Raw genomic sequence first — 22,126 nt, forward strand, 5'->3', positions numbered from 1 at the left:
TTGCCCGGTTTTTTCGGGCGTGTGAGTGTGGTGGCCGCTGGCTGGACTGGACCTACGAAAGAGGCGACCCGGCAATGACGCAGACAGCCCCGGCGCGGCAGATCAGCCGAACCACCCTGTACTTCTTCGGCGCGCTCGGCGGCATCCTCTTCGGCTACGACCTCGGCGTGATTTCCGGGGTGCTCCCGTTCATCGGGAAACTCTGGGCACTGACGAGCTGGGACAAGGGCGTGATCACCGCCAGCCTGTCGGTCGGTGCCATCGTCGGCGCGCTGTTCTCCAGCCGCACCAACGAAGCGCTCGGCCGCCGCCGCACGATCCAGGTCGCCGCGGCGATCGTCATCGTGGGCACGCTGGCGGCGACGTTCTCGCCGACGTTCGCGCTGCTGGTGATCTCACGGCTGATCATCGGCCTCGGCATCGGCCTGTCGTCCTCGACGGTGCCGACGTACCTCTCCGAGCTGGCGCCGGCGCGGCTGCGTGGCGCGATGGGTGCGCTGAACCAGATCTTCATCGTGCTCGGCATCCTGATCGCGTTCCTGGTCAGCTACTGGCTCGGCCCGGTATCGGCGTGGCGGTGGATGTTCGCCGGTGCCATCGTGCCGGCGGCGATCCTGCTCGTCGGCCTGCTGTTCCTGCCGGAAACCCCGCGCTGGCTGGTGAAGAACGGCCGTGAAGAGGAAGCCCGGCAGGTGCTCGCGAGCGCGCACGGCAACTCCGTGAACCTCGACGAGGAGATCGCGACCATCAACGAGGTCATCCGGCTCGACACCGAGGACAAGCCGCGGGTGCGCGACCTGTTCTCCGGCTTCGTCCGGCCGATGCTCGTGGTGGCGCTGCTGCTCGCGATCGGCCAGCAGTTCAGCGGCGTCAACGCGATCAACGCGTACTTCCCGACGATGCTGATCGGCCTCGGCTTCGCGACGCAGGCCGCGCTGCTGTCCGGCGTGCTGCTGGGCGTCACGAAGTTCCTGTTCACCGCCTGGGTCGTGTTCGTGGTGGACCGCTGGGGCCGCAAGCCGCTGCTGCTCATCGGCAACGTGATCATGGTGATCACGCTGGTGGCGGCCGGGCTCGTGGTGCTGAACGTCCACGACACCGGCACGCGCGGCATCCTGATGCTGGTGATGATGGTGCTCTACCTGGTCGGCTACGAGCTCGGCTGGGGCGCGGTCGTCTGGGTGATGATGTCCGAGGTGTTCCCGCTGAAGTACCGGGCGACGGGCATGGGCGTCAGCAGCGTCGTCCTCTGGGCCGCGACCGGCATCGTGAGCGCGGTGTTCCCGATCATCTCCGACCCGAAGTCGCTCGGCATCGGCGGTTCGATGTTCCTGTTCGCCGGCATCAACGTGGTGCTGTTCGTGCTCACCAAGTGGCTCGTGCCGGAGACCAAGGGGCGCTCGCTCGAGCAGATCGAGCTCGACCTCCGGGCGCGGCAGGGGGTCGCGGCCAAGAGCTGACCCGGGGGGTCTCGCGCGGCGGGGTACGGCGCTGGTGCGCCGGGCCCCGCCGCGTTATTCGTTTGCCCGGGGGCGGTCCGGCGCTGCACTGTGCCCCGATGGAGATCCGCGCCACGACCGAGCAGGACCGCGACGCCTTCGTCGACACGCTTTTCGCCGCCTTCGGGCGCTTCCCCGCGGAAGGCGACCGGGTCTGGTCGGCGTTGGAGCTGGACCGCGGCTTGTTCGCCGTGACGCCGGCAGGCCGGCCCGTCGGCACCTCGGCCGTCTACTCCTTCGAGCTGACGCTGCCAGGGGAGGTCGTCGTCCCGGCCGGGGGCGTGACCGCCGTCGGCGTCCTGCCCTCGCACCGGCGTCGAGGCGCGCTGACCGCGATGATGCGGCGTCAGCTCGCCGACGCGCGGGCGCGCGGGGAGTTCCTGTCCGTGCTGCTGGCCAGCGAGGCCGTCATCTACCGCCGGTTCGGCTACGGGCCGGCGACCACCACGCACCGGCTGACGGTGCCGCGACGCCAGGCCGCCTTGCGCAGCACCGCCGTCCCGGCGGAGGGCTCGATCGAGGTGCTGCGGCGCGGCGAGTGCGGCGACCTCCTGGAGGAGGTCTACGACCGCTACCGCCGCGCCCGGCCGGGTGCGCTGTCCCGGCCGCCGCGCTGGTGGGCCCGCGGCGCGGGGCAGCCGCCGGTCTCCGCGGCCCCGCGGTACGTCGCCCTGCACCGCGACCCGGCCGGTGTCCCGGACGGGTACGCGACCTACCTGCTCGACGGCACGTTGACGGTCGACGAGACGATCGCCGCCGACGACGCCGTGGCGACGGCGCTGGCCCGCTTCCTGCTCGACCACGACCTGGCCACCCGCGTCGTGTTCAAGCAGTGCCCGCCGGACCACCCGTTGCGCTGGCAGCTCGCGGACTTCCGCGCGGCCGAGGTGAGCGACGAGACGGACTGGCTGTGGGTGCGCCTGCTCGACGTCCCCCGCGCGATGACGGCCCGCGGCTGGTCAGCGGACGGTGAGCTCGTCCTCGACGTCGAAGACCCGTTCCTCGGCGAGGATGGGCGTTATTCGCTGACGGTCCGCGAGGGCAAGGCCGAGTGCGTCCCGACGGACCGGGCCCCCGACCTGTCCCTCGACGTCAGCGACCTGGGCTCGGTGTACCTCGGCGGGGTCGCGCCGAGCACGCTGGCGCGGGCCGGGCACCTGCGCGTCCACCATCCGGACGCGGCCGCGCGCGCCGACGCGCTCTTCCGCGCCGAGCGCGCGCCGCACTGCCTGCACTGGTTCTGAGGAGCTCTCACAGGGTGACGGCGAGCCCGAGCTTCCCGGCCAGCCGCCCGATCCAGGCCTCGACCTCCTCGGGTGCGCGGTCGGGGAGCCCGAAGATCGTCTCCGTGACGCCGAGGGAATCCAGGTGCGCCAACCGGTCCGGGGCGGGGCGTTCGCCGAGCGCGCAGATCTGTGGCGCGCCCGACCGTCCCTCGGCGGACCAGATCTCCTTCAGCAGAGCCACGTGCCCGTCGAGGTCGCTGTCGGCCGGGGTGGTGATCCAGCCGTCGGCGTGGCGGGCGATCCAGCGGAACGTCTTCTCGGTCGGGCCCGCGCCGAGCAGCACCGGGATGTGCGCTTGGACCGGCTTCGGCCATGCCCAGCTCGGGCCGAACGAGACGAACTCCCCGGCGTAGGAGGCTTCTTCCTCCGTCCACAGTGCACTCATCGCTTCGAGGTACTCCCGCAGCGCGGTGCGGCGCCGGTTGCCCGGGACGCCGTGGTCGGTCAGCTCGTCGACGTTCCAGCCGAAGCCCGTCCCGAGCGTGACCCGCCCGCCGGACAGGTGGTCGAGGCTCGCGATCGTCTTGGCGAGGGTGATCGGGTCGCTCTCCACGGGCAGGGCCACCGCCGTGGACAGCCGGATCCGCGACGTCACCGCGGCCGCCGTCGCCAGCGCGACCCACGGGTCGAGAGTGCGGCTGTAGCGGTCGTCGGGCAGGGACGCGTCGCCGGTGCGCGGGTGCGGGGACTCGCGTTTCACCGGGATGTGCGTGTGCTCGGGCACGTAGAAGGTGGCGAACCCCGCGGCCTCCGCGGCGCGCGCGGCGGACGCCGGGATGATGCCCCGGTCGCTGGTGAACAGCACGATTCCGTAGTCCACGGGAGGAGCGTATTAGAACGTGTTTCAGTTTTCAAGGAGGGCAGTCGATGAGGTGAGCGCCGCCGTCGCCGTGAGGAGGATCGATGGGCGGAGGTGCAGGGTGAACGCGGTGCTCCACTGTGGACGGTCACGGCCGGTGTCCCGGATCGTGGACGCCCGGCCCGACCGGGATGGCCAGCCGGGGGCCGGTTCCACTATCCTGGTCCACGGGCCGAGAGGCGCTGCAACGGACCGCCGGGTCCGCCACGCTCGACCCGCTTCACCTGACCAAGGGCGCCTCCCGACCGAGGGAGGCTGCCGGTGAACACCACGCATGAACCCGAAGCGCGTCTGCGTGAGCTGCTAGAACAGCGGGTGGCGGTCCTCGACGGTGCCTGGGGCACCATGCTGCAGGGCGCCGGGCTGACCCCGGCCGACTACCGCGGTGATCGCTTCGGCGACCACACCCACGACGTCACCGGCGACCCCGACCTGCTGAACCTCACCCGCCCGGACGTCATCCTCGACGTCCACCGCCAGTACCTCGCGGCCGGCGCGGACATCACCACGACGAACACCTTCACCGCCACCAGCATCGGCCAGGCCGACTACGGGCTGCAGGCGCACGTCCACGAGATGAACGTCCGCGGCGCGCAGCTGGCCCGCCAGGCCGCCGACGAGGCCGGCGGCAAGTTCGTCGCCGGGTCGATCGGGCCGCTGAACGTCACCCTCAGCCTGTCGCCCAAGGTCGACGACCCTGCGTACCGCGCGGTGTCGTTCGAGCAGGTCAAGGCCTCCTACGCGGAGCAGATCGCGGGGCTCGCCGAGGGTGGCGTCGACCTGCTGCTGATCGAGACGATCTTCGACACGCTCAACTGCAAGGCCGCGATCGCCGCCGCCCGCGAGGTGGCGCCGCACCTGCCGCTGTGGATCTCGGTCACCATCGTCGACCTGAGCGGCCGGACGCTCTCGGGCCAGACCGTCGAGGCGTTCTGGAGCTCGATCGAGCACGCGAAGCCGCTGGTCGTGGGCGTGAACTGCTCGCTGGGCGCGGAGGAGATGCGCCCGCACGTCGAGGAGCTGTCCCGGCTCGCCGACACCTACGTCGCCTGTCACCCGAACGCCGGATTGCCCAACGCGTTCGGCGGCTACGACCAGACGCCCGAGGAGACCGCCGGGCTGATCGGCGGGTTCGTCCGCGACGGCCTGGTCAACCTGGTCGGCGGCTGCTGCGGCACCAGCCCGGCCCACATCGCGAAGATCGCCGACGCCGCGAAGGGCGTCACGCCGCGCGAGGTACCCGCGCCGCGCACGCACACCCGGTTCAGCGGGCTGGAGCCGTTCGGCATCGGCGCCGACACCGGGTTCGTGATGATCGGCGAGCGCACCAACGTCACCGGCTCCAAGCGGTTCCGCCGGCTCATCGAGTCCGGCGACCACCAGGCCGCCGTCGACGTCGCGCTGGAGCAGGTCCGCGGCGGGGCCAACCTGCTCGACGTCAACATGGACGCCGACCTGCTCGAATCCGAGCAGGCGATGACGACCTTCCTCAACCTGATCGCCACCGAGCCCGAGGTCGCCCGGATCCCGGTGATGATCGACAGCTCCAAGTGGAGCGTGCTCGAGGCCGGGCTGCGCTGCCTGCAGGGCAAGGGCGTGGTCAACTCGATCAGCCTCAAGGAGGGCGAGGAGCCGTTCCTCGCCCAGGCCCGCACGATCCGCAATTACGGCGCCGGCGTCGTCGTGATGGCGTTCGACGAGCGGGGCCAGGCCGACACCGCCGACCGCAAGGTCGAGATCTGCGGCCGTGCGTACGACCTCTTGACGCAGGAGGCGGGCTTCGCGGGCGAGGACATCATCTTCGACCCGAACGTCCTGGCCGTCGCCACCGGCATCGCCGAGCACAACGGCTACGCGAAGGCGTTCATCGACGCGTTGCCCCGGATCAAGGAACGCTGTCCCGGCGTCCACATCTCCGGCGGCATCTCGAACCTGTCGTTCTCCTTCCGCGGCAACGACGTCGTCCGCGAGGCGATGCACTCGGCATTCCTGTTCCACGCCATGCAGGTCGGCCTGGACATGGGCATCGTCAACGCGGGCCAGCTCGCCGTCTACGAAGACATCCCGAAGGAGCTCCTCGAGCTGGTCGAGGACGTGCTGTTCGACCGCCGCGAGGACGCCACCGACCGGTTGGTGAGCTTCGCCGAGAACGTCAAGGGCAGCGGCACCAAGCGCGTCGTGGACCTCTCGTGGCGCGAAGGCACGGTCGGCGAGCGGCTGTCGCACGCGCTGGTGCACGGCATCGTCGACTACATCGAGGACGACACCGAAGAGGCGCGGCAGCAGCTGGCGCGGCCCCTCGACGTCATCGAGGGCCCGCTGATGGACGGCATGAAGATCGTCGGCGACCTGTTCGGCTCCGGCAAGATGTTCCTGCCGCAGGTCGTGAAGAGCGCCCGCGTGATGAAGCGGTCCGTCGCCTACCTCGAGCCGTTCATGGAGGCGGAGAAGGAGAAGGCGCGGCAGGAAGGCCGGCTCCCGTCGAAGGGCGGCCAGGGCAAGGTCGTGCTCGCCACGGTGAAGGGCGACGTCCACGACATCGGCAAGAACATCGTCGGGGTCGTGCTCGGCTGCAACAACTACGAGGTGATCGACCTCGGCGTGATGGTGCCCGCCGCGAAGATCCTCGACACCGCGGTCACCGAAGGCGCCGACGCCGTCGGGCTGTCCGGGCTGATCACGCCGTCGCTGGACGAGATGGTCGCGGTCGCGACCGAGATGCAGCGGCGCGGGCTGAAGCTGCCGCTGCTCATCGGCGGCGCGACGACGTCCCGCCAGCACACCGCGGTCAAGATCGCGCCCGCCTACGACAACGCGACGGTCCACGTGCTGGACGCCTCCCGCGTGGTCGGCGTGGTGTCCGACCTGCTCGACCCGGACCGCTCGATCGCGCTCGCCGAGAAGAACCGCGCCGACCAGGAGGTGCTGCGCGAGCAGCACGCGAGCAAGCAGCGCCGGCCGATGCTCACGCTCGAGCAGGCGCGGCTGAACCGCGAGCAGGTCGTGTTCGCCGACCTGCCGACCCCGCTGTTCACCGGCTCCCGCGTCGTCGAGCCGTCCATCGCCGAGCTGCGCGAGATGATCGACTGGCAGTTCCTGTTCCTGGCCTGGCAGCTCAAGGGCAAGTACCCGGCGATCCTGGACCAGCCGGTCGCCCGCGAGCTGTTCGACGACGCGAACACGCTGCTCGACCAGATCATCGCCGAAGGCAGCTTCACCGCGAAGGGCGCGTACGCGTTCTGGCCGGCGCACAGCGAGGGCGACGACATCCGGCTCGACGGCGAGTTCGCGCACGTCGGGTTCCCGATGCTGCGCCAGCAGACGTCGAAGCCGGAGGACCGCGCCAACCGCTGCCTCGCCGACTACATCGCCCCGGAAGGCGATCACCTCGGCGGGTTCGCGGTCGCGATCCACGGCGCCGAGAAGCTGGCGGCGAAGTACGAGGCCGAGCAGGACGACTACCGCGCGATCATGGTCAAGGCCCTGGCCGACCGGCTCGCCGAGGCCTTCGCCGAGCACATCCACCTGCGGGCCCGCCGCGACTGGTTCGAGCCGGACGCCGAGCCGGTGCTGGCCGACCTGCACGCGGAGCGCTTCCGCGGCATCCGCCCGGCGCTGGGCTATCCGGCCAGCCCCGACCACAGCCAGAAGCGCGAGCTGTTCGACCTGCTCGAAGCCGACCGGCTGGGCATGGACCTGACCGAGTCGTTCGCGATGACGCCGGCGGCGAGCGTGTCCGGGCTGATCTTCGCCCACCCGGACTCGCGGTACTTCACCGTCGGCCGGCTCGGCCGCGACCAGATCGAGGACTACGCGCGCCGCAAGGGCGTCGAGCGGGCCGAGGTCGAGCAGTGGCTGCGGCCGAACCTGGCCTACGAACCCGAGGCGTAGTCCGTCAGCTCGATGTCCGTGGCGAACTTGTCGGTCGCCTTGAGCATCAGGCCGAGCAGGAAGCGGGACCTGAACGTCCAGTCCCGCAGCTTGATCCGCAGCGGTGACGGCGGCGCGAGGAACGGGCCCGCGCTGCCGCGCTGCGAGATCTTGGCGTAGCCGCGGAACTGTTCCTCGTAGCGGGCGAAGGCGACGCGGTGGTCGCCGTCCGCGGCCAGCAGCTCACCCGCGAGCACGTACGCGCCGACGATCGCGAGGCCGGTGCCGAAGCCGCCGAGGGTGTTGCCGTAGGCGGCGTCGCCGAGCAGCACGACCCGGCCGCGCGAGTAGTGGTCGATCGTGACGCGGGCGAGCGAGTCCAGGTAGAACTCGCGGGCGTCGGGGAGCTTGGCGATCAGTTCGGGCACCCGCCAGCCGGCACCGCGGTAGGCCTCGGTCACCAGCTGCCGCTGCCGGTCGGTGTCGCCGCGGTCGTAGTCCAGCTCGGGCGAGGCGAAGACGAAGAACGCCGACGCCTTCGGCCCGCCGACCGCGGCCATCCGGCCGGGCTCGTTGTACATCACGGCCTCGCCGCCGCCGATCTGCTCGCCCAGCTCGGCGAGGGCGTAGTAGTGGCCGAGGAACCGGACGTAGTCGCGTTCGGGACCGAAGGCCAGCCGCCGGACGTTCGAGTGGATGCCGTCGGCGCCGACGACGAGGTCGAACCGGCGCGGCTCGGCGTGGGCGAAAGTGACGTCGACGCCGTCGGACGTCTCCGTCAGCGCCGTGATGGTGTCGCCGAAGAGGTACTCGCAGTGCGGCGCGGTGCGCTCGTACAGGAGGTCGCTCAGCTCGCCGCGGCGGATCTCGATGTCGCCGCCGGTGAACTCGCCCGGGATGACCGCCTGCGGCCGCCCGTCGGCGTCGATGATCGTCTGGTCGGTGCCGCCGGTCCGGCGGGCGAGGACGTCGTCGAGGATGCCCATCCGCTCCAGGACGGTCCGGTGGGTGGCGCCCTTGAAGTCGACGGCCTGACCGCCGGGGCGCACCGAAGGAGCGCGTTCGACGACGGTGACCGCATAGCCGTAGCGGGTCAGCCAGAGGGCGACGGCAGGGCCGGCGATGCTCGCACCGGAGATCAGGACGGACTTCTTTTTCATGCCGCCGAGCTTCGCTAGGACGGCTTACCGGTCCCTGGCGAAGCGCTGACGGCGGCCGTCGGCGACTGTCGCGAATGGACCGCGCGCGGACCGTGACGGCGGAAAATTCCCGGCCGCGCGCGGGGCTTTCCCGGCGGTTTTCGCACGTTGACCCCAGCCGGTCGCGCGGGCACCATTTCCCGGGGGAGAGGGGGCGGGCGATGCTGGACAGCGAAACGCGACCGGCGGCCACCGCGCTCGGCGAGCTGCTGCGCAACGGGGAGCGCGCACTCGAGGCCGACGGCGACCTGCGCGCCGGCCGGGAGTGGTTCGACCGGGCGTACCGCGCCGCGGAGGCCGGGTGCGACGGGCCGGGGATGGCGCGCGCCGCGCTGGGCCTGGCCGGTCTGTGGGTGCACGAACACCGGAGCGCGCCCGCGGCCGCGTTGCTGCAGGCGAGGCTGCGCAGCGCGCGGACCGCCGTCGACCCGGGGTCGTCGCTGGCTCTGCGGCTCAAGGCGCGTCTCGCGGGCGAAGCCGACTACGTGGCGGGGGAGAGCAACGAGATCCTCGCGGTGCTCGAAGAGGCCAAGCGCGCGGGCGACCCGGTCGCCTGGGCGGAGGCGGCGAGCCTCGCGCACCACTGCCTGCTCGGGCCCGACCACGGCGGCCAGCGCCGCGCGCTCGCGCAGGAGCTGATCACCGAGGGCTTCCGCACGGACCGCCGCAGCGACCTGCTGATGGGGATGCTCTGGCGCGCGGTCGACCTCTTCCTCGACGGCGACCCGCACGCCCAGCGCGGGCTCGCCGACCTGCGCGGCCTGCTGGCCGAGCGCGACCACCTCGCGGTCGGGTTCGTGCTCGACGCGATCGACGTCATGCTCAGCATCCGCGCCGGCCGCTTCGAGGAGGCCGAAGCCCGCGCGGCGGCCTGCGCGCTGCGGGGCGAGCAAGCCGGGGACGCCGACGCGATCGGCTGGTACACCGCGCAGCTCGGGGCGGTCCGGTGGTACCAGGGCCGCGTCGCGGAACTGCTGCCGATGCTGCGCGAGACGGTGCACTCGCCGACGCTGAGCGCGGTCGACAACGCGCTGATCGCCGGGCTGGCGGTCGCCGCCGCGGCCGCCGGCGACGAACGCGAGGCCGCCGGCGCGCTGGCCCGGCTGCGCGGCCGGGACCTGGCGCTGCTGCCGCGGTCGAGCAGCTGGCTCGTGTCGATGTACGGGATCGTCGAGTCCGCGTACCTGCTGTCGGACGTCGAATCGGCGTTGGCCGCGTACGCGCTTCTGACGCCCTTCGCGCGGCTGCCGATGACGGCCAGCCTCGGCGTCGCCTGCTTCGGTTCGGTGCAGCACGCGCTGGGCGTCGCGATGCTGACCGCGGGCGACAGCGGGCGCGCCACCGAGCACTTCCGGGCGGCGGTCCGCGACAACCTCGCGCTGGCGCACTGGCCGGCCGCGGCGCTGTCCCGCGCCCGGCTCGCGCAGGCGCTCGGCCCCGCGTCGGCCGAAGCCGCGCGGGAGCTGGCCGCGGCGACGCGGGAAGCGTCGCAGCTCGGGATGGTGCTGCCCGACTTCGCGGCGGGCGGGGTGAACCGGCGCGTCACGTGCCGCCGCCAGGGCAGCCACTGGCTCTTCGTCCTGGACGGGCGGTCCGCGCTGGTCGAGCACAGCGTCGGCATGGGTTACCTGGCGACGCTGCTGGACAACCCGGGCCACGAGCTGACCGCGGTCGAGCTGGCGCACGGCGTGGTCGCCGAGGTGACGTCGGCGCAGCCGGTGCTCGACCGGACGGCGACCGCGCACTACCGGCGCTGGCTCGCGAACCTCGAAGCCGAGCTCGACGAGCACGAGGCCAACCACGACGCGGGCCGCGCGGAGCAGGTCCGCACCGAGCGCGACTGGCTGCTGGGCGAGCTGTCGGCGGCCGCGGGGCTGGCCGGCCGCGTCCGCGAGTTCGCGGGCGCGGAGGAGAAGGCGCGGATCGCCGTGGGCAAGGCGATCCGCCGCGCGCTGACCCGGATCGCCGCGGCGGACGCGGTGATCGGCGACGTCCTGCGCGACGGCGTCCGCACCGGCATCCGCTGCAGCTACGACCCGGGATGAGCGCCTACTCGACCGCGCCGTTCTGGGTCAGCAAGGTCTGGTACCAGGCGTCGTACGGGTGGTTCGTCGCCGGGTAGTTCGCCAGCGGTGTGGTCGCGTCGCTCGAGGAGTCGAAGTCCCAGCCGCGGACCAGCTTGCCCGACTGGCGGGCCGAGGTGATGAACGCCGACTCCGTCGCGGGCGCCCCGTAGAACAGCGCGCCCTGCTGCAGCTCCGCACTGTCGCCCTTCTGGAACTCGTCGAACGCGACCTGCCGGTAGCGGATCCGGTCCCCGGTGACGCTCGCGGTGTCCACGCGCAGGGTGTTCGACGGCGTCGGGCCGTCCGCGCCCGTCCACACCTTGACGCGCAGAGTGCCGTCGGCAGCGGTGTCCTTGGCGTACCGCGCGTCCGACGTCTTGGCGTTGCCGGTCCACGTCACCGTCGTGCCCGCGAGGGTGCCGGTCCACGTCCAGTTCTGGCTGCTGCTCTGGCTCTGGTGGATCTCCCGCACGTGCGTCGCGTCGGTGAAGGCGACCGTCGGCTGGACGCCGTTGTCGTACTGGTGGCTGGCCTGCCAGGTGATCTCGCCGTCCGCGCCGAGCCTGCCGACGTGGTACCAGAGCGTCGAGGCGGTCTGCGACTGGTGGACTTCGACGAGGTCGCCGTTGTCGTTGAGCGCGACGGCGGGGGTCTGCCCGCTGTCGTACTTGCCGTGCCGCAGCCAGGTGACGCGGCCGTCGGCGCCGTAGGTCCCGGTCCAGTACCAAAGCGCGCCGCCGCCGGAGTCGTGCACCTCGACGACCTGGCCGCGCCCGTTGATCGCGATCGCCGGGTGGTACCCGACGTCGCGCTTGTACTCCGTGCGGCTGCCGCCGTCCCCGGACAGCAGGGGCAGCACGCGCCCGCGCAGCGCGTCCACGGTCGGCGAGCCGGCCGGGTAGTCCTGCGCCCGCAGCAGCCGGCTGCCGAAGACCGACTCCAGCTCCTGGTTGACCGCGGTCAGGTTGCCCGCCGCGAAGTTCGCGTTGTCGGTCAGGTCGTCCTTGAGGTCGAGCATGACGACGATCGGCGCGGCCGACGGGTGGGCCGCGGACCAGGTGTTCACCACCGACAGCCAGTCGCGCAGGTTGTCCGACGCCGGGTTGCCGCCGTTGTGGTCGACGGCGTCGCCGGGAGAGTTGTGGCCGACGCCGTAGTCGTGGTTCGTGGCGTAGCCGTTGTCGTGGATGTCGTACTCGATGAACCGGACGCCGTGGTCGAGCTGGTAGGCGATCGAGTTCTTCGCGCCGTCGACGCTGCCCGAATAGCTGTTGTGCGTCGCGCGGAAGACCGACGCGGTGAACGGCGGGCTCGCGGCTTCGGCGGTCCCGCCGGTCAGGAGCGCGGCGGTGGCCAGCGCTGAGACGGCCAGTGCGGGCAGTCGGGTCATCCTCGGGTCCTCGCGTCGGGGAACGGGGCGGTCCCATCCTGGCCCGCCGGCCCGAACGGCGGGTGGAACACCGTGGAACACGGGTGGAACGCCTAGCTGGGGACAGCTGGACATCGAGGGAGGAACGTCATGACCTACGCGGGAGGACCCCAGTTCCCGGAGCCGACCGGACCCGTGCCGCCGCAGGCCGGGGTGCCCGGGCCGCCGCCGGCCGCGCCGGCCGCGCCGAAGAAGTCGAAGCGGCGCCAGAAGATCGTGCTCACCGTGTTCCTGATCGTGGTCGCCGCGGTCCTCGCGCTGGTCTGGGTGGCCACCCGGTCGAACGGCGAGAACGCGCAGGTCGGCAACTGCGTCACCGAAAGCGGCGCGAACTACGTGAAGATCGTCGACTGCGGGACGCCCGAGGCGACGCTGAAGGTGGTCGCGCGGGTCGAGGGCAAGACGCAGATCGAGGCGCAGATCAGCGCGTGCACCCCGTACCCGGACGCCGACCAGGTGTTCTGGGAGGGCAAGGAGGGCGAGACCGGCGTCGTGCTCTGCCTGGCCAAGACCGGCAAGTAGCCCGATGACCGCCGGGAAGTTCTCGTTCACCGGCTCCGGCGAGATCGTGGTCCGCAGCGGCGGGCGGACGCTCGCCGCCGCGGGCGACGCGATCGTGATCGGCGACCGGGTCTTCCGGCTGGGGGAGGTGGACCGGGTCGCCTACGCCGCGGCGGCCCGGCCGCGCCAGGCCAGCTACGCGCTGGGCCTGGCCCGCGGCCCGGTGCGGAGCCGGTTCGTGTTCGACGCCTTCGGGGGCGAGGAGCTGGAGGACGCGCGCGAGACGTGGCGGCGGCTGGTCGAGCTGGTCGAGTCGGCGGCCTGCCCGCGGATCGCGCAGGCCGCGGTCGACGCGATCACCGCCGGCGCCACCGCCCGGTTCGGCGGGGGCGGGCACCGGCGGATCGACGCGGACGCGGAAGGACTGCGCCGGTGGCGGTGGTTCGCCCCGAAGGTGCCGTGGGCCGGCGTGCTCGGCACCGACCTGCGCGCCGGCCAGGTGCGCGTGTGGACCGGCGGCCCCGAACCGGAGCTCGTCACGGCCATGGCGGGGTGGAACGCGGTGGTCCTGCCGCGCGTCATAGGAATGATGGTGGCGCAGGAAAAAGAATCACCGGAAAACCGGGGATAACGGTATTTCCTCGATAGCCGGTAAACGCTCACGGAATGGGAGATCGACTGTCCGTTGTGCCGCATTCGCGGCACCGCTCGTCGATTTACGCCAAATCGCCGCGCGGATTCGGTACTCGACCGGGCCGGGCGTGCTCATTATCCGAGGAACGACTGTGCGCGGGCGCGGAAAGACCCGTGAGGGGTTGGGGAGGCAGTGGGTGTGGCGAACGACTGGCCGCTGGTGGGCCGCGAACAGGAACTGGCGTTCGCGCGCCGGGCACTGGCCGATCCCGAGGTGTGCGGGCTGCTGCTGACCGGCCGCGCCGGCGCCGGCAAGACGCGCCTGGCGAAGGTCCTGCTGGCCGAGCTGGCCGGTGGTGGCGCGCGCACGCACTGGGTGCGCGCGATGTCTTCGGCGTCGACGATCCCGTTCGGCGCGTTCGCCCACCTCCTGCCCGGCAGCGCGGACGGTTCGGGGGACCGCGCGCACCGGCTCAACCAGGTCGCCGGGCACCTCACCCGCGGCGCGGAGGGGCGACGGTTGGTGCTGTGCGTCGACGACGCGCACCTGCTCGACGACCTGTCCGCGACCCTGGTGCACCAGCTGGCCGCGACGGCGTCGGCGTTCGTGATCGTCATCGCGCCGCACGGCGTGAGCGTGCCCGACGCGGTGTTCGCGATGTGGAAGGACCGCGTCGCCGAGCGGCTGGACGTCGGCGAGCTGACGCGCCCGCAGACCACCGAGCTGATCACCGCCGTCCTGAACGGACGGCTCGACGACGGCGCGGAGCACCGCTTGTGGAGCCTGAGCCTGGGCAACCCGCTGTTCCTGCGCGAACTCGTGCAAGGCGGCCTCGACAGCGGCTCGCTGTCGGCCGAAGACGGCGTGTGGCGGTGGAGCGGGGCGCTCACGGCGTCCCCGCGGCTGGTCGAGCTGATCGAGACCCGCACCGACCGGGTCGACGCCGACGAGCGGCGGCTGCTGGAGCTGCTCGCCTTCGGGGAGCCGCTCGGCAGCGATCCGCTGGTGCGGCTCGGCGCCGCCCGCGTCCTCGCTTCGACCGAACAGGCCGGGCTGGTCGTGTCCGAACGGACCGGGCGGCGGCTGAACGTCCGGCTCGCGCACCCCCTCTACGCCGAGGTGATCCGCCGCCGGACGTCGCCGCTGCGCCAGCGCGACACCTACCGGATCCTCGCGCAGACCCTCGACCTCACCGGCGCGCGCCGAGCCGAGGACAAACCGCGGCTGGTGCGGTGGCGGCTCGCCGCCGGGTTGCCGACCGACCCGCAGCTCGTCCGGGCCGCGGCGGAGACGTTGCTGCGCAAGGACTTCCCACAGGCCGAGCAGCTGGCGGCCGAAGCCGCCCGGATGGGTGGCGGGTTCGGCGCGAAGTTCCTGCTCGCCCAGGTCCGGGTCGCCGGCGGCCGGCCCGCCGACGCGGACTCGCTGCTGTCCGAACTGGCGGGCGAAACGGTGTCCGACGCGCAGCACGCCCGCGTCGCGGCCACGCGGGCGCGGAACCTGGCGTTCGGCCTGAACCGGTTCGAGCAGGCTGCGGCGGTCTTGGACACCGCGGAGACGGCGGTGTCCGGGACCCAGGACGACCTCGTGACCGCCCGGGCGGCCCTTTTGGCGGCTTCCGGCTCGTCACGCGCGGCCCTGGAGCTGCTCGGGCCGGTGCTGGACCGCAACCGGCGCGGCGACGCGCTGCGGCTCGCGGCGCTGGTCGTCGCGGCCGGGGCGTTGGCGACGACCGGGCGGACCGAGGCGTGCCTCGGCGTCGTCGACGAAGGACTGGAGATCGCGGCGCGGATCTCGGACGCTTCCGCGCCCGGGGCGCGGGTCCGGCTGGAGCACGCGCGGATCGTCGCGCTGTGCCGGGCGGGCCGGCTCGAGGAGGCCGAAGACCTGGCCGGCGACGACTACCGCGACGCCGTCCGGGACCGGTGGGGCCCGGCGGTGGCGGGCGCGGCGGCGTCGCTCGGGACGGTCGCGCTCGCGTACGGCAACGTCCGCGGCGCGATCCGCTGGCTGCGGGAAGCCTTGGCGGCGGAGGCGCACGACCAGCCGTACGAGTTCCGCCCGGCGGTCGCGGCGGCGCTGGTCCGGGCGACGGCGATGAGCGGCCGGACCGCGGAGCCGCTCGGCGACTGGGACGGCGCGTGGGTCGCGGCGGCGCGGGGTGAGCCGTCGCGGGCCGCGGAGCTGGGCTCGGCCGCCGCTGCGGCCGCCCTGGCGGACGGCAGGCTCGCGGTCGCGGCCGAGATCCGCCACGACCTGCTCCGGTTCGGCGCCGACCCGGGGGAGATCCCGTCGGCGGGCGGAATGGCGGCGCTGTACTCGGCGCACGCGGCGGCGGGTTCGGACGCCCCGGCGTTGGACGCGGTGGCCTCGTCGTTCGCCGACGTCGGCGCGCGGTTGCTCGCGGCGGAGGTGTCGGCCCAGGCGGCGCGGGCGTACCGAGCCGAGGGCAAGAACGGCAGCGCGGCAACCTCGGCCCAGCGCGCGCGGGCGTGGCTGGCGTCCTGTGAGGACGCTGCGACGCCGGCCCTTTCGTTGCTGGAAACGCCCCTCGACCTGACGGTCCGGGAGCTGGAGATCGCCCGCCTGGTGGCGACGGGCTTGACGAGCCGGGCGGTGGCGGACCGGCTGGTGGTGTCGGTGCGAACGGTCGACAACGTGCTGCACGGGGTCTACGCGAAGCTGGGTATTTCCGGGCGCCGTGAGCTGGCTTCGGTGGTGGGGCCACTGGCATCGGGGAGTAGCCCCGGCGACGGTCCATAGGTAGATCGCGGCCGCGGGCGAGCGGAAGCCGAGTAGCCGCTACTCATGACCCGAAGGCCCGCCGGCCCAAGACTGGATGACAACGGAGGGGCACGGGCTTCACCGATCCGAATGTCAGGAGTGCACAGGATGACGACTTCATCGGGCGACGTTTTCCAGAACGAGCAGGCTTCCGGCGGCGACCAGTTCAACGAGCAGGCCGGCGCCGGGGGGCGTGGGGACATCTTCCAGAACGAACAGGGCCAGGGCCACGGCGGCAACCAGTTCAACGAGCAGGCCAGCAGCGGCGGTCGTGGGGACATCTTCCAGAACGAGCAGGGTTCCGGTGGTCACGGTGGGGACCAGTTCAACGAGCAGGCTGCGTCGGGCGGCCGCGGCGACATCTTCCAGAACGAGCAAGGCTCCGGCCGCGGCGGCAACCAGTTCAACGAGCAGGCGTCGGCCGGCCACCACAGCGACGTGTTCCAGAACGAGCAGGGCGCCGGCGGGCACGGTGGGGACCAGTTCAACGAGCAGGCCTCGACCGGTCGCGGCGTGGGAGACATCTTCCAGAACGAGCAGGGCCAGGGCCACGGGGGCAACCAGTTCAACGAGCAGGCCTCGTCGGGTGGCCGCGGTGACATCTTCCAGAACGAGCAGGGTTCCGGTGGCCACGGTGGGAACCAGTTCAACGAGCAGGCTAGCAGCGGCGGTCGTGGGGACATCTTCCAGAACGAGCAGGGCTCGGGCGGGCACGGTGGGAACCAGTTCAACGAGCAGGCCTCGTCGGGCGGCCGCGGCGACATCTTCCAGAACGAACAGGGCCAGGGCCACGGCGGCAACCAGTTCAACGAGCAGGCCAGCAGCGGCGGCCGTGGGGACATCTTCCAGAACGAGCAGGGTTCCGGTGGTCACGGTGGGAACCAGTTCAACGAGCAGGCCGGCTCGGGTGGCCACGGGAGCATCTTCCAGAACGAGCAGGGCTCGGGCGGTCACGGTGGCAACCAGTTCAACGAGCAGGCCGGCTCGGGTGGCCACGGGAGCATCTTCCAGAACGAGCAGGGCTCGGGCGGTCACGGTGGCAACCAGTTCAACGAGCAGGCCGGCTCGGGCGGTCACGGGAGCATCTTCCAGAACGAGCAGGGCTCGGGCGGTCACGGCGGGAACCAGTTCAACGAGCAGGCCGCCACGGGTGGCCACGGCAACATCTTCCAGAACGAGCAGGGCCAGGGCCACGGCGGCAACCAGTTCAACGAGCAGGCCAGCACCGGCGGCCACGGCAACATCTTCCAGAACGAGCAGGCCCACCACGGCCACGGCGGCGACCAGTTCAACGAGCAGGCGTCCACCGAGCACCACGAGCACGACCACCACGTCGACGAGCACCACCAGGACCACCACGTCGACCACCACCACGACGTCGACCACTACTGAGCCGGCGCGAGCAAGCAGGCGAACAGGCAGTTAGCAAGCAAGAGGGAGCGGTCATGCAGGAGCCGAGCGGCGGGGGGCGCATCGCCCTCGACACCCTCGACCTCGCCGTCAAGGGAGCGAAGGCCTACGGGCGGGACGATCTCGTCCAGCGCCTCACCGACGCCCGGCGCCTGCTGTCCGAACCGGACATCACCGTCTACGTCGTCGGGGAGTTCAAGCAGGGCAAGAGCTCGCTCATCAACGCCCTGCTGACCGCGAAGATCTGCCCGGTCGACGACGACATCGCGACCGCGGTGCCGACCGTCGTCCGCTACGCGCCGGAGTCCGGGGCTCTGGCGACCTACGAACCGGCCGACCCGTCGTCGCCGCCGTGGACCGAGCGGATCTCCCTCGAAGACCTGCCCACCCACGTCTCCGAAGCCGGGAACCCCGGCAACGTCCGGAAGCTCAAGTCGGTCACGGCGTCGATCAGCCGCCAGCTGCTCTCCGGCGGCCTGGCGCTGGTCGACACCCCCGGCGTCGGCGGGCTCGGCTCACTGCACAACGCCGTCACCGTCAGCTCGCTGCCGCGGGCGCACGCCGTCCTCTTCCTCTCCGACGCCTCCCAAGAGCTCACCGGCGCCGAACTGCGGTTCCTCCGGACGGTCAAAGAACTCTGCCCGAGCGTCTTCTTCGTCCTCACGAAGATCGACCTCTACCCCCAGTGGCGGCGCATCCTCGAGCTCAACGCCGGCCACCTCGAAGCGTGCGGGATCGCGATCGACACGATCGCCGTCTCCTCCGAGCTGCGCACCGTCGCGGCTCGCTCGGCCGACCAGGAGCTGAACGTCGAATCCGGCTTCCCGCAGCTGGTCAAGTGCCTGCAGGGCGTCGTCGGGGACGCCGAGCGGTCCGCGCTCAACGCCGTCGGCCTGCACGTCGGGTCCGCGGTCGGGCAGCTGCACGCGGCCCTGCGCGCCCGCCGCACCGCGCTCGCGCACCCCGAACAGTCCGCGGCGCTCGTCGCGGAGCTGAGCCGGGTCAACGACCGCGTCGACGCGCTGCGCAGCCAGTCCGCGAGGTGGCAGCAGCTGCTCTTCGACGGTTTCGCCGACATTTCGTCCGATGTGGACTACGACCTGCGCGCCCGCTCCCGCGGCGTGCTGCACGAGGCGGAAGAGGCCATCGAGGACGGCGACCCCGCCAAGAACTGGGACGAGTTCGAGAAGTGGCTGCGCCAGCGCCTCGCGAACGAAACCCTCGAGAACTACACCACCTTCGTCAAGGAGGCCCGCGGCCTCGCCTCCCGCGTCGCCGAGCACTTCGAGCTCGCCGAATCCCAAGCCGTGCTGCCGCGCGAAGTCCAGGCGCCGGTGAGGGTGGTCGAGGAGATCGACATCGACTCGTCGTTCACCGGCGTCAAGACCCGCGGGACCACCGGCATGGCCGCGTTCCAGAAGGCCTACAGCGGCTTCCTGATGTTCTCGATGCTCACGAAGATGGCCGCACTGGCCATTCCGACGCCCTTCGGCGTCGCCGCCGGCCTGCTCATGGGCCGTTCCGGCTTCCTCGACGAACGCAAGCGGCAGCTGGAGAAACGCCGCGGCCTGGCCAAGACCGCCGTGCGCCGGTTCGTCGACGAGTTCAACCTCCAGGTCGGCAAGGACTCCCGCGACGCGATGCGGACCGTCCAAAGAGAACTCCGCGACGCCTACAGCGCGCGCGTCGAAGAACTCCAGCGGTCCCTCACCGAAGCGCTGGCGAACGCCAAGAAAGCCGTCGTCGAGGACGACACCGAAGCGGCCGAGCTCAAACGGCTGGAGGCCGACATCGAAGCCCTCGAAGTGCTCGGCCGCCGCGCCGACGAGCTCACCCTGCGCAGCGCCCCCAAAGCCGCGCCCGCGCCGGTCCCGGCGGTGACGCGATGACCCCGCTCTACGTCCAGGTCCGCGGGTTCGTCGCCCGCGCGTGCGCCGGGTACGCCGGCACGCCGGCCGAGCCGCAGCTGCGGCAGATCGCCGGCCGGCTCGCCGAGCCGCTGCGCGTCGCCATCGCCGGCCGCGTCAAGGCCGGCAAGTCCACGCTGCTCAACGCGCTCGTCGGGCAGGAGCTCGCGGCGACCGACGCGGGGGAGTGCACCCGGGTCGTCACCTGGTACCGCAACGGCCCGACCTACCGGATCATGCTGCACCCGGTCCGCGGGATGCCGCGCCAGCTGCCGTTCGGCCGCCTGTCCGGCACGCTCGGCCTCGAGCTCGGCATGGCCCCCGACGACGTCGACCGGCTCGTCGTCGACTGGCCGTCGCCGGCCCTGCGCGCGATGACGCTGATCGACACGCCCGGGCTCGGCTCGGCGCGCTCGGCCGTCTCCGGCCGCACCGAGGCGGCGCTCGTCCCCGAGGGCGACGGCGTCGGCACCGCGGACGCCGTCGTGTACCTGATGCGGCACGTCCACGGCGACGACGTCCGGTTCCTCGACGCCTTCCACGACGACCCGGCGCAGCGCCGCCCGGTGAACACGATCGGCGTGCTGTCCAAGGCCGACGAGGTCGGGCACGCCCGCACCGACGCGCTCGACTCGGCGGAGAAGATCGCCGGCCGTTACGCCCGCGACCCGCGGGTGCGGGGGCTCTGCCAGACCGTCGTCCCGGTGGCCGGCCTGCTGGCCAGCTCCGCCGCGTCGCTCAAGGAATCCGAGTACCGCGCGTTCCGGGTGCTGGCCGCCGCCCCCGAAGCCGAGGTGACGCGACTGCTGACCTCAGCCGACCGGTTCGCCCGCGCGGAGTCCGAAGTGGACGTTCCGGCGGCCGCGCGCGCCGATCTGCTGGACCGCTACGGGCTCTTCGGCGTCCGGCTGGGCATCGAGCTGACCGCGGGCGGCCACGTGACCGGCGCGCGGGCGCTGTCGGGCGAGCTGCTGGCCCGCAGCGGCCTGCACCGGCTGCGGTCGCTGCTGACGTCCCAGTTCGCCGCGCGGGCCGACGTCCTCAAGGCGCGGTCGGCGCTGCAGGCGGTGGAACTGGTGCTGCGGGCCTACCCGGACCGCACCGGCGGGCTGCTGCACGAGTGGGAGCGGATCGTCGCCGGCGCGCACGAGTTCGCCGAGATCCAGCTGATCGACTCGATCCGGCTGGGGGTCGTGCTGTTCACCACCGACGAGGCCCGCGACGCGGAACGGCTGCTCGGCGCGGCCGGGGTGGACGTGCCGAGCCGCCTGGGCCTGCCGGAGGACGCGGGCCGCGGCGCGGTCCGGCAGGCGCTCGGCGCGCAGCTGCTGAGGTGGCAGCGGCGCGCCGAGCACCCCGCGTCCCCGCGCGACGTCCGCGAGGCCGCCCGCGTCCTGGTGCGCACCTGCGAAGGAATCCTGCTCAGCGAAGCCCGGGCGGAGGTCCTGTCGTGACCGAACAGCCGAAGCACAAGATCCGGAAGGCCGTCACAGCCGCGGCCGGCGCGGTCGCCTCGGAGGTGGCGGGCAACGTGCTTACGCCCGGATCGTCCGGATCATCCGGATCGCCGGGGTTGGCGAGCGCGCCCTCGCACCCCGAACCGGCCGCCGCGGAGACGGCGCACGCGGACACCGGCCACGAGTACGTGCCGCACGTCGAGACCAGCACCGTCACGCGCGGCGAGGACGGCTCGGTCGAGGCGCGGACCGGCACCGTCTGGCACCCGGAGACCGCCGCGGGCGCGCCGGTCCAAGACCTGCCCACCGTCGAGGAGTTCGAGCAGATCGACGTCCACGAGGACGAGTTCGGCAACTTCGTCATCGACGCCACCGAACGGTTCGTGGTGCACGACCACGGCCACGACCAGGTCTACGTCGACCACCAGCACGTCGTGGTGCCCGGGGACGGCACGCCGGGCGACACGGACATCGACGTCGTCCAGAACGCCGACGCCGTCGTCCACGAGAACCCGGACGGCACGATCAGCGTCGAGCACGGCGGTTCGCTGACCTACGAGCTCACACCCGACACCCCGGGCCACGGCGACATCGAGGTGTTCCAGGACGAATCGGTGACCCTCGACGAGGCGGCGAGCGGGCCGCCCGGGATCGCGGTCGGGATCAGCGTCGATGAGCAGGCGAAGGCCGACGACCCGTTCGGCGAACCCGCCGGGCCGGTGATCCACCAGACCGAGACAGTGGGCGACAAGGCCCGCGGCGCCGCCGTGACGACGTCGGTCACCGTTCCTGCGCCGCCCGCGGCACCGGTCGCCGTCACCATCGGCCGTGTGTCCACAGTGGACCCCCAGCCGGCCGCGGCGGAGACGGCCGCGCTGGCCGCGTCTTCGTCGCTGGCCGAGCACCCGCCGGCGAAGCACAGCTTCGCGACCGAGCCCGAGCCGAAGCACCACGACGCCGGCGAGGTCACCGGCTCCCGGGCGCACCCGGCGGAGCGGAAGCACCCGTTCGAGCCGCCGCGGCACCCCGAGCCGGAGCACCTGCCGGACACCGGCCACCTGCCGGGCGAACCGCCGCCGGAGCCGCCCGAAGCGACGCCGCCGGCGGAGCCGCCACCGGAGCACGAAGACCACCACGACCACCACCTCGCCGACCCGGACCCGGAGCAGGTCCCGGACGAGCACCCGACTTTTGACCACGCGCACGCGGATGGCGGAGGCTGACA

Annotated in this window: 14 protein-coding genes; 11 read left to right on the top strand and 3 right to left on the bottom strand. The window is 72.3% G+C overall.

The annotated features are described in order from the left end of the window. Positions 1–74 precede the first annotated feature (74 nt). Together ACZ7OH_RS05510 and ACZ7OH_RS05515 are read left to right on the top strand one after the other, a co-directional pair. Positions 75–1,460, top strand: coding sequence for a sugar porter family MFS transporter (locus tag ACZ7OH_RS05510; RefSeq protein ID WP_470279746.1), 1,386 nt, complete (start codon positions 75–77; stop codon positions 1,458–1,460). 98 nt (positions 1,461–1,558) lie between these two features. Continuing rightward, positions 1,559–2,743, top strand: coding sequence for a GNAT family N-acetyltransferase (locus ACZ7OH_RS05515; protein WP_470279747.1), 1,185 nt, complete (start codon positions 1,559–1,561; stop codon positions 2,741–2,743). A gap of 7 nt (positions 2,744–2,750) precedes the next feature. Here ACZ7OH_RS05515 and ACZ7OH_RS05520 read toward each other — a convergent pair whose 3' ends face one another. Next, positions 2,751–3,605 (bottom strand): TIGR03619 family F420-dependent LLM class oxidoreductase, encoded by an 855-nt coding sequence (locus ACZ7OH_RS05520; protein ID WP_470279748.1) that lies wholly within the window; start codon positions 3,603–3,605, stop codon positions 2,751–2,753. Positions 3,606–3,905: 300 nt separating this feature from the next. Between ACZ7OH_RS05520 and metH the strand changes: the two genes are divergently transcribed. Continuing rightward, entirely contained in the window at positions 3,906–7,535 is a 3,630-nt protein-coding gene (metH, locus tag ACZ7OH_RS05525; protein ID WP_470279749.1) for a methionine synthase, read from the top strand. On the opposite strand, the gene ACZ7OH_RS05530 is transcribed toward metH, so the two are convergent. Next, complete coding sequence (locus ACZ7OH_RS05530; protein WP_470279750.1) at positions 7,517–8,674, bottom strand: FAD-dependent monooxygenase; 1,158 nt, start codon at positions 8,672–8,674, stop codon at positions 7,517–7,519. The two genes, metH and ACZ7OH_RS05530, sit on opposite strands and share 19 nt — an antisense overlap. A 200-nt stretch (positions 8,675–8,874) precedes the next feature. Between ACZ7OH_RS05530 and ACZ7OH_RS05535 the strand changes: the two genes are divergently transcribed. After that, entirely contained in the window at positions 8,875–10,758 is a 1,884-nt protein-coding gene (locus tag ACZ7OH_RS05535) for a hypothetical protein (RefSeq protein ID WP_470279751.1), read from the top strand. Between the two features lie 4 nt (positions 10,759–10,762). Here ACZ7OH_RS05535 and ACZ7OH_RS05540 read toward each other — a convergent pair whose 3' ends face one another. Continuing rightward, on the bottom strand, positions 10,763–12,169 hold the full coding sequence (locus ACZ7OH_RS05540; RefSeq protein ID WP_470279752.1) for a PI-PLC domain-containing protein: 1,407 nt from the start codon (positions 12,167–12,169) through the stop codon (positions 10,763–10,765). 129 nt (positions 12,170–12,298) lie between these two features. On the opposite strand from ACZ7OH_RS05540, the gene ACZ7OH_RS05545 reads away from it, so the two are divergent. From ACZ7OH_RS05545 to ACZ7OH_RS05575, 7 genes are all read left to right on the top strand, one after another. After that, entirely contained in the window at positions 12,299–12,730 is a 432-nt protein-coding gene (locus ACZ7OH_RS05545) for an LppU/SCO3897 family protein (protein WP_470279753.1), read from the top strand. A 4-nt stretch (positions 12,731–12,734) separates the two neighbouring features. Then, positions 12,735–13,340 carry a hypothetical protein gene (locus ACZ7OH_RS05550; protein WP_470279754.1) on the top strand — a complete coding sequence of 202 codons (606 nt, stop codon included), beginning with the start codon at positions 12,735–12,737 and terminating at the stop codon, positions 13,338–13,340. Positions 13,341–13,541: 201 nt separating this feature from the next. After that, on the top strand, positions 13,542–16,106 hold the full coding sequence (locus tag ACZ7OH_RS05555; RefSeq protein WP_470279755.1) for an AAA family ATPase: 2,565 nt from the start codon (positions 13,542–13,544) through the stop codon (positions 16,104–16,106). 129 nt (positions 16,107–16,235) lie between these two features. Continuing rightward, positions 16,236–17,519: a glycoprotein gene (locus ACZ7OH_RS05560; RefSeq protein ID WP_470279756.1), complete on the top strand. Its 1,284-nt coding sequence runs from the start codon at positions 16,236–16,238 to the stop codon at positions 17,517–17,519. Between the two features lie 53 nt (positions 17,520–17,572). After that, the gene (locus ACZ7OH_RS05565; protein ID WP_470279757.1) at positions 17,573–19,426 is read left to right on the top strand and encodes a dynamin family protein; all 1,854 of its coding nucleotides are present in this window, start codon (positions 17,573–17,575) and stop codon (positions 19,424–19,426) included. Continuing rightward, positions 19,423–20,898, top strand: a complete 1,476-nt coding sequence (locus ACZ7OH_RS05570; RefSeq protein ID WP_470279758.1) for a dynamin family protein — start codon at positions 19,423–19,425, stop codon at positions 20,896–20,898. The genes ACZ7OH_RS05565 and ACZ7OH_RS05570 overlap by 4 nt, the downstream gene beginning before the upstream one ends. Continuing rightward, positions 20,895–22,124 (top strand): hypothetical protein, encoded by a 1,230-nt coding sequence (locus tag ACZ7OH_RS05575; protein WP_470279759.1) that lies wholly within the window; start codon positions 20,895–20,897, stop codon positions 22,122–22,124. Before ACZ7OH_RS05570 ends, ACZ7OH_RS05575 begins: the two co-directional genes overlap by 4 nt. The last annotated feature ends 2 nt before the right edge of the window (positions 22,125–22,126 follow it).

It is taken from the genome of Amycolatopsis sp. NPDC114478, from assembly GCF_055633805.1.

What these genes read in the sequence shown, in the direction of transcription:
- ACZ7OH_RS05510 (WP_470279746.1), top strand. Translation starts at nt 75, where the DNA reads ATGACGCAGACAGCCCCGGCGCGGCAGATCAGCCGAACCACCCTGTAC.
- ACZ7OH_RS05515 (WP_470279747.1), top strand. Translation starts at nt 1,559, where the DNA reads ATGGAGATCCGCGCCACGACCGAGCAGGACCGCGACGCCTTCGTCGAC.
- ACZ7OH_RS05530 (WP_470279750.1), bottom strand. Translation starts at nt 8,674, where the DNA reads ATGAAAAAGAAGTCCGTCCTGATCTCCGGTGCGAGCATCGCCGGCCCT.
- ACZ7OH_RS05535 (WP_470279751.1), top strand. Translation starts at nt 8,875, where the DNA reads ATGCTGGACAGCGAAACGCGACCGGCGGCCACCGCGCTCGGCGAGCTG.
- ACZ7OH_RS05540 (WP_470279752.1), bottom strand. Translation starts at nt 12,169, where the DNA reads ATGACCCGACTGCCCGCACTGGCCGTCTCAGCGCTGGCCACCGCCGCG.
- ACZ7OH_RS05545 (WP_470279753.1), top strand. Translation starts at nt 12,299, where the DNA reads ATGACCTACGCGGGAGGACCCCAGTTCCCGGAGCCGACCGGACCCGTG.
- ACZ7OH_RS05550 (WP_470279754.1), top strand. Translation starts at nt 12,735, where the DNA reads ATGACCGCCGGGAAGTTCTCGTTCACCGGCTCCGGCGAGATCGTGGTC.
- ACZ7OH_RS05560 (WP_470279756.1), top strand. Translation starts at nt 16,236, where the DNA reads ATGACGACTTCATCGGGCGACGTTTTCCAGAACGAGCAGGCTTCCGGC.
- ACZ7OH_RS05565 (WP_470279757.1), top strand. Translation starts at nt 17,573, where the DNA reads ATGCAGGAGCCGAGCGGCGGGGGGCGCATCGCCCTCGACACCCTCGAC.
- ACZ7OH_RS05570 (WP_470279758.1), top strand. Translation starts at nt 19,423, where the DNA reads ATGACCCCGCTCTACGTCCAGGTCCGCGGGTTCGTCGCCCGCGCGTGC.